Source organism: Pseudobacteriovorax antillogorgiicola (assembly GCF_900177345.1).
Taxonomy (GTDB): domain Bacteria; phylum Bdellovibrionota_B; class Oligoflexia; order Oligoflexales; family Oligoflexaceae; genus Pseudobacteriovorax; species Pseudobacteriovorax antillogorgiicola.
Genome location: NZ_FWZT01000034.1, coordinates 47,856 through 56,003 on the forward strand (window position 1 = coordinate 47,856; position 8,148 = coordinate 56,003).

Sequence of the window (8,148 nt, forward strand, 5' to 3'; positions counted from 1 at the left end):
TCTTACCCTAAAGGCTCAAGGTATAATTAAGGCTAAAGCGTCGCCCATGGCCAGGAGCACCTGATGCTTCACCGTAAGTAGCTTCCGCCCATTGATTGAACAAACTCTGATACTGAGTATTGGCTGCATTGTGAATGCCAAGTGAGAGGCTTTGAGCTGGGCTGATATCGCTTCTAAAGAAGAGATCGAGAAGAGTGTAGGCCTCACTTACAAACTCATTGTCTGCGACTTTATCAGATGCAAATAGGTGCATGACTTGGGCTCGCACTTGGTGATTTGGAAGATAACGATAGGCAGAATAGGCTAGCACCTTCGGTGGTGTAGCTTCTATGGGGCTCACAGTATCCCAACCATTGCCTTCCGCCTCTTCTTGCTCGACTTCACCCCTAGTATAAGAAAGGCTCAGTCCCCCTTGGACACGATCCACAATCTGACCATCGATGAAAAGATCACCACCATAGATGCGCTTGGTGGAAGATAGCAGGCTTACGGAAAAGTCTGGATTAAACTGGTAGGTTTTATCTGACTCATTGTAGAAACCATTGATACCGTAGCTCAAGCCATTCCCACGGCCTCGCCAGCCAAGCTCTAGGCTGTTGGTCTTGATCACCTCTAGGTCCAAGTCATCGGTTCCAGTACTGGTAAGTTCTGCACCGAATAAGCGCGCTAAGGTGAGTGCCTGGCTATCTTCTGCAAGGCTATCCCGAAGGATACGAGCCGTATCAGCCAGTTCGTATCCTTGGGTGCCGTTAACGTAGATCTGTTGTGTAGGATTGATATCAAATACAAAGCCAAGATTAAATGCATTGCCATCATACTGAAGCGTGTCCCCCGATTGTCCGCTTATTTTGTAGCTTTCAGGCAGCAAGTTCGTTGTTCCAGCCGGAATGCGATTTGCATCTTCCAACTGTTGCGCTACCGCTAAAATATTGCCCCAATTTCGAGAGAATGCTGATTCATACGGGCTAACAAAATCGTCTACCTTTTGAGTGATAGTTTCATACCGAGCACCAGCCCTCACATGCAGATCGCTGCGTGGACTCCATTGCCCTTGTAAGAAAGCAGCGGCCTTTTCAGTTTCTACTGCCGGGCCGTAGTCATAAGTGCCTGTCTGGCCTTCAAAAGCCCTTCCGCCTGATTGCGCGTAAGCTTGAGAATCATAGGCCACGGCGGTTTGCTCTCCCTGCTCTTGCTCCCAATCCAAACCCCAGGTCAGTGAGGCACTGTCACTCACAGGACTATGTACTGTCAACTTAGCGCCCAGAACATCTGACTTTGAAGTCGACTGGTTGGTTAGATCAAAAAGGCCGAGCACGTTAAAATTAAAAGGATAGAAGCGATACTCGCGGCTACGAGTATACAGATTCAGATCAAGTTCCTGACCTAGCAAAACGCTTTCGAGTCGAACAGACCCTTGAATCGATTTTGAAAAGGGTTGATCGTCTAAGTCCAATCCACCCTCTGAGCGATACGGTTGAGACTGAACAACTTGATCGGTGTCTTGCTGTTCGTCAAACGCTCTGGCTGCCAAGCTCAGAGTGGTTTCGGTGCTTAAATCATAGCTAAGTTTTAAGCTAGCATCAATGGAGCGGGTATCGAGGCGCCCAACTTGAGCCGGCTCAGGAGCAATGGGATCACCATTGCCGTCGAAGTTTTTCTGGCGCTGCTCGTAGTTAAAGTCGATCAGGTAGGCAGTCCGGGCAGCCTTTCCGCTTATGGTTTGGCTTGCAGAATAAGCTGCTGAATCACCTACATTCTGTTCCGAAGCAGAAGCACCGATGCTACTGATGCTCTCTAGGCCGGCTTCGGGGCTTCGGGTAATCACATGGATGATACCACCGGTTGCTTCTGGACCATAAACAGCGTTAGCACCGGAAACAACTTCAATACGTTCGATGGCCTTAGTTTGCAAACTATTAAGCTGCCGAGAAACCTGGCGATTCTCGGTTTGAGGAACTCCGTCGATAACTAGAAGGATCTTCCGGCCCCGTAGGGTTTGACCGAAGTTAGAAACGCTGTTGGTGGGCGCACCTAGACCGGGAACCAACTTTCCAAGGACCGTGCTAAGGTTATCTCCTGGTCCCCAAATTTGCTTGATTTCATCGCCACCAAGGACCTGAATATTTGCCGGAATCCGATCGATAGATTCCAATTGCCGAGAACCCGTGATGACCATGCGATCGGTATCCGCAGCCAATGACGCTGAAGGGATTAAAGCCGCCAGGGCTGAATATGTAAGACGTGTGGTAAGTGGACTCATTCTAACCTCTGCTACGTAAAGACATTCCTAGTGAATACAAAATGAAGACGAACGGACTAGCAACAAGGGTAAGACCCAAGCCCTGCATCATCCCGCTCGATAGATACGTTAAGAAAACTCCCAGTAATCCCAATGCCAAAAGCACTGTGGGAATCAAGTATGCTGCACGGCCAATCAAAAATCCCTTTTGGACACCATGTTCTCTGGGATGTAAGCGAGTTCTTGGTCGACGCTTCAAATACCAGAACAAGAGCCCACTGAGTGGCGCAAGTAGGGACGACAAGCCTAGAATAGCCCATACAACTTTCAGGGCCGTTCCCCCATAGTTTCCAAAGTGAAGTGGCTCTGCGATCACTAAAACCCTTAGAAACCAGGGTAAGGAGCGGACCTCGTCTACCTCGCCATTTTTTCGGTCGATCAAAACCAACTTTACATCTGCTGCCCAACCATCTTGGGTTTCCATAAGGATTAAGAAGTGACCCTGGATCGCGAATTGTGTGCCTGGCCAAGCTAGAAAGCTGAGCCTGCCGTTCGTTGCTTCTCTAGCTTTGGCAAAGGCTTCTCCCACGGATACGTCTGCTACATCTTGAGGGTAGCTTTCTTGATGCCTTTCTTCTAAGCTTTGCAGCTCCGTTACCTGATAGTATTTGATGAGTTGATCCCCAAGACCCAAGCAAACACCGGTGAAGCCAATCAGGACTGACCAGGCGAAAATCGATGTTCCTAAAAACTTATGAAAATCCAGCCACCAAACTTTCGGTTTGCTGGGAATGCTCCGTAGATGTCCAAAGCCCAAGCGCCGCGCATACGGGCCATAAATGACAAAACCCAGGACTAAAACGATTAAGTATAGAATTCCGATCAGGGAAACATACAGCTCGCCAGTAGAGCCCATAAGAAAATTGCGATGAAGATCCAGGACCCAAGTCAACCAGCTACTGTCCTCCTGGGATGAGGTACTGGACAAAAGCGTCTCCTGGCTTAGACTGTACGCGACTCGATGGGCACCGCGAAACTTTGTAGAGCCATCCTTCCCCAAGCGTAGGGACAGGCGATCTGGGTCATGGTCATCTAAGAAAACAGCTAGAGCATTGCCTTTTGGAAAGGTCTCATGACCTAGGGCCAAGGCGTGTTCCAAATGCTCTGGCTGTAGTTGAGGTGCTTGGCTAGGGCTCGCAGCTTGGCCTTCAATCTCTGATCGAAACACCAAGACAGTGCCGGTTAAGATCATAACCAGCATATTAAGAGCAACAAATAACCCTAATCCACGATGAATTTTAATCGCAGAACTCCGAACTCGATTCATGGATACCCCTAGTCAAGTTGAACAGGTATTCAATAATGAATATCGTTATCATTTTCAAGTTTATTTTCCGCTTTCATAGAAAATTTATCTATTTTTAGAAATATTCTATGAGATTCTCTGATCAAAAGAAAACCAAGCAAGACTAATATGCTATTGTTATTACTACATTAACTGGCCAAGTCAAGGCTCTTGTGGGAGCAGAATATGCGAACTCCCCTCATTCGCATTTTAAAAATCGAACTTGCCACTTTCTAGGAAGCTCCAATCTCATCGGGAATTTCCTGCCTAGTTAAGCCATGCTAAAATTACTTGAAGTGAACCTCCACCCAGCGAAAGCCGATCCATGCAATACCTTGTTGGGCTATTACTGCTATTAGCCTGGTCATCCGGCGCATCAGCTAAAAACTTGGTCCTTAGGTCAGACGAATCCAAGTTCGCGATTCCCCTCGATCAGTTCTCCATCGATATTCAGTGGCTAGGACCAGACACCATTCCGATGTTTATTTCGATCTCCCAAGGCTCATTAACCTGGAAGAAACTCGATGATGGCAATAAATTGCCACAACTCATCATTTCAATTCATATGGAAGAATCTGAAGCCACACATTTTGTTTATCAGGGCCGATCGTTTATCCCTGAGAAAAAAGAGAGCCACCATATTTACATCACCGTTGATGTTTTTTCTTTAGATGCCGTTGATATTGTACAAGAGGGGCGGAAAATCGGAGAGATCAAAGTTTCCCCTGACATTGAGTTCTTCACCCAGCGTTATGTCTATATCGATCATTCATGTTCGCCTTTTCAATTGGAGCTGGATCATACCCTAGATTTGTTTACATCGATCAGCTGCCATTTCTACCCCAATCACACAAGGCGGGGAGTCTTGGATGTTTTCTACCTACCCGCAGAAAGTCGACTGCCTGATCGCAGCCCCCCACCCTATCAGTTACAGCTCACTGGTCAGGGTGAAACCGACATAAATCTACTCCGCTATAAAAAGCCTTTTAAGGTAAAGCTTAAGGCAAAAGTACCAACTTACGTTGCTAAACTGAAGACAGCCCTGGGATTTGGACCATATTATTTTAAGGCCCAGGACGGCGATGAGGATGTCCCTGAGCACCTTACCGCAGCGTACATGATCTATGGGCGCTATGACCTAACACCCACCACATCGATTCGCTTCTTTGATGCCCTTCTTAATTCCGGCCCTGTATTCAACAATTTCGGTGCTTACTTCGCTTATGAGTTAGGCTCCACCAACAATCGTCGCCTTAGCTTCGTACCCTTACTTGGCTTCCAAGAGATTTCGTTTCGATATCGAGAACAGGGAAAGCTGCTCCATCAGGGAATCTTCCCTCAAGGAGGTGAAGTGGTGTATCGCCATGCATTTGACATGAAGAACTATCACTTGATCTATGGTATGTTTTTGTCGACGTCCTCAACGGTGAGCTATGAGAATATCTGGCTTCGTTTTGGAAGAAAGATCTTTTGGGAGCTGAATTGGATCGGTTGGAAATTTGACGAGCGTAGTGCTCAGATGTGGGGACTTTCTGTAGGAGTCCCCTTTTTATCCTTCTAAACCGGAAGCATATCTTGATTTAGTCTGATTGAGAGCTATCATCACAGCGACTCCACAGAATCTCTGTGGTACTTTCCAGTTGCCCAGTGAGTGAATCAACGGTAAAAAAGCCTTCTCGATCCAACCCGCCATTGAGTCCAATCTCGGTATGAATCACCAGTTCTTCAGTGCCGTCGCAAGATGATTTAAAAGAATCTTGCCAATCAAAAGGTGCAGTATACGACTCATCGATTGGTCCTGGGATAACAAGCTCTGCTGATCCAAAGTTACTACCGTTAGTCCCATAGCTCGCTAATATCTGAGCAGATACACCTTCCTCTAGAAACACTGCTCCTCGATAAGCCGTATTCAGAAGCGTAAACGACCATCCCTGAGGATATTTTAAGGTTAGGGAAACTTCACAGTCCCGTAATTGGCCTTGTTCACCTTGTACTTTCTCAACGATAAACTCGGAATATACCACATCGAAAGCCATGCCATCCTCTGCAAGATTTACGAGTGTGCTCCCTGCTGGACAGCCATCGCCTTCAAAGGTGATAGAATCTATGCTTACTCCATTCATGATTCCATTCTGCCCCGGATCATTGCCTTGGGTGGGATCTTGATCATCAACATCCTCATATGGATCTTCGTTGAGGTCAGCATCGTCATCGTTAGAAAGGTCTTGCTCTTGCCCTTGCTCATCTCCTAGCTGGTCATCAATTATTAGGTCGGGTTCTTCAATAACACCTTTATCGATAGGATCTTCAACAGTCCCAGTATCGAGTGAGTTGAGATCTTCCACAACTTCACTTGTATTTTGTAAGTCTTGTTTAGTCTTTTCTGGAGAACAAGAGATAATCAAAATGGCTAGAAATAGATAGCGTAACATCAGCGCAACTCCGGGTAATCAGCGGTCGTCATGAACCAAATTGCAAAACCTTACCCAAAGGAATTTCTACCCTAAATACCCTAATTTCATTCATATTTTAGTGTCTGGAGCTGGATGAGTCGGCCAGGCTATTGAAAGCTACGTGAACAGGTGCTCAGGTCATGAACACCTGATGAGGTGATCAAGGACTTACAACCTCCAGATCATAGTTAGATGTAACCTGGATCGCCCCAATCAAGAAATTATCAATGCTATTTCCAGAAGGCATTCCAGCCACAACTTGAATTTCAAGCTCTTGTTGATCGAGTTCTATCGCTTCCATAGCCATAAACTCTGTCGCGGACGGTGGAATCGTGACCGTTCGAACAAGTTCACCGTCTATCCTAATTTCCACACGATTGAGAGGACCGGCACTGGAAGCTGATAGACCGCAGATATTAACGAGCTTGATTTGGTTGATAAATGTTGGTCGGGTTGCCTTCACAGTGGCGATTGACGTTGTGCCAACAGCAGTAGAAAGGATCTGCAATTGAGCTTGGCTACAGTTTGCATTAGCAGCGGCATTAAAATTACCGCCATCGCCAAAAGCAGCATTAGTATTAAGCATGGCAGTACTGGCTAACTCAAGGCTTGAATCAGCATCTGCACCGACAGCGCTAAGATCAGCCTCGTAGTTTGGCATATAAGCTGGCAAGACATATTCTAAAACAAGGTCCTTTTCAAGCTTCATCGCTACCAATATAGGCTTTCCCTTATCAAAGTTTCGACTCGACAGTTCGAGCTGATATGGCAATCCCTGATCACGATCGACATAAAATGAAAGCTCCTGTGAAACCCCACCTTGGTTTGCCACGAACTTTGCGTCTAGGTCTAAAATTTCTGTTTCATCATTGGCAGCCAAACACTGAACTCGCATGGTATCGGCAGGACTATCTGATTCTCCATACACACAGCTGAGAAAGGCTCCTCCAACCATCACAGGCTCCGTGACTCCCGCTTGGTCAGCCGAGCTGGAATCACCTGGTTGGCTCTTGATGTCACCAGAAAGCTGACTGCTTTCGTTACAGGCCGTTACCAAAGTTATGATCACCATTAATATAAAGTACGACTGCCTCATTCTGCGCCCCAAATTCGATTGAACGATGTCCTTATTTCTGATCGGCTCAGCAGATTTCTTTCTCGACTTCTAGTTTCTAATTCGAATTTCAGCGGTGGAGTTGAACGCTTACAATCGCTAATGCTTTCTATTTAGCAGGGAAGACTTATTTTTTAGAGCGATTTTAGGAGGCTGATCATTACGCCAGATCATAATTGAAGACTAGAAAATATTTCCTTTCAAGTGTTGAAACAGAGATATCAACGGAGTATTTCCAAAGGCATTCAAGCTATTTAACAACATTTTTCAACTATTACAGCGCCGTAACCGATCCGGAAAACAGGAGGCCATGACCATGAATCAATTCATACAAAACCTTTTCTGGGCACTAGCATTTGCACCGTTTACTGTGTCATGCAATAGCGCAGGTAGCTGGACGCAGAAGCAAGATAAAGATGAGCAAATCGAAGCCAGTGTTGATCATGGTGCGGAAGCCAGTATAGAAATCGAGCTGGATGCCGAACAGGCCGAAGCAATACAACCTCCTCAAAATGTAACAGGCTCCTATCTCGCTTGCCAAATCATCTCAACAGACGCAGCCAATAACAGTGACATCGGTTGCCAGATCGCCGACGAGCAAGGGCAGTTGGATCTTAGTCGGGCTGCTTCCGCAGAGTGGTCTGTAATACCTTCTAGTAATACGACCGCTACAATTATAGGGAATCTACCCGTTAGTAGCAGCTTGCATCACTATCGATTTAGTATTCAAACCACTCAAACCCTTGCTGACATTCAATCCCAAGTTCTTATCAGCGCTAGCTACACGAAGAATATAGAGGCTGAAGCCCAAGCAATAGAAGCCAAACTAGGGGATGCCATCAGCCGAGAATTAAAGCCCATACCCGACCGGGTTTGCTTCTATGAGCACGAGGACTATCTTGTTACTATGAGAACTATTGTTTTCAACGATTTTAAAACCATAGCCTAGTAAATACATAATTGCAGCAGGATACGAGATATTTCAAAGCTTGATATA

6 protein-coding genes are annotated in these 8,148 nt (G+C 46.2%); 2 read left to right on the forward strand and 4 right to left on the reverse strand.

Annotated features, from left to right (window positions below):
• Positions 1 to 7 precede the first annotated feature (7 nt).
• Complete coding sequence (locus tag B9N89_RS28960) at positions 8 to 2,260, reverse strand: TonB-dependent receptor (RefSeq protein WP_132325746.1); 2,253 nt, start codon at positions 2,258 to 2,260, stop codon at positions 8 to 10.
• A 1-nt stretch (position 2,261) separates the two neighbouring features.
• Positions 2,262 to 3,566, reverse strand: a complete 1,305-nt coding sequence (locus B9N89_RS28965; RefSeq protein ID WP_132325744.1) for a PepSY-associated TM helix domain-containing protein — start codon at positions 3,564 to 3,566, stop codon at positions 2,262 to 2,264.
• A 343-nt stretch (positions 3,567 to 3,909) separates the two neighbouring features.
• Here B9N89_RS28965 and B9N89_RS28970 point away from each other — a divergent pair, with 343 nt between their 5' ends.
• Positions 3,910 to 5,145, forward strand: coding sequence for a hypothetical protein (locus tag B9N89_RS28970; protein WP_132325742.1), 1,236 nt, complete (start codon positions 3,910 to 3,912; stop codon positions 5,143 to 5,145).
• Positions 5,146 to 5,164: 19 nt separating this feature from the next.
• Here B9N89_RS28970 and B9N89_RS28975 read toward each other — a convergent pair whose 3' ends face one another.
• Positions 5,165 to 6,016, reverse strand: a complete 852-nt coding sequence (locus tag B9N89_RS28975; RefSeq protein ID WP_132325740.1) for a DUF4360 domain-containing protein — start codon at positions 6,014 to 6,016, stop codon at positions 5,165 to 5,167.
• A gap of 181 nt (positions 6,017 to 6,197) precedes the next feature.
• Complete coding sequence (locus B9N89_RS28980; RefSeq protein ID WP_132325738.1) at positions 6,198 to 7,133, reverse strand: hypothetical protein; 936 nt, start codon at positions 7,131 to 7,133, stop codon at positions 6,198 to 6,200.
• A 334-nt stretch (positions 7,134 to 7,467) separates the two neighbouring features.
• Here B9N89_RS28980 and B9N89_RS28985 point away from each other — a divergent pair, with 334 nt between their 5' ends.
• Complete coding sequence (locus B9N89_RS28985; RefSeq protein WP_132325736.1) at positions 7,468 to 8,100, forward strand: hypothetical protein; 633 nt, start codon at positions 7,468 to 7,470, stop codon at positions 8,098 to 8,100.
• Positions 8,101 to 8,148: the final 48 nt, after the last annotated feature.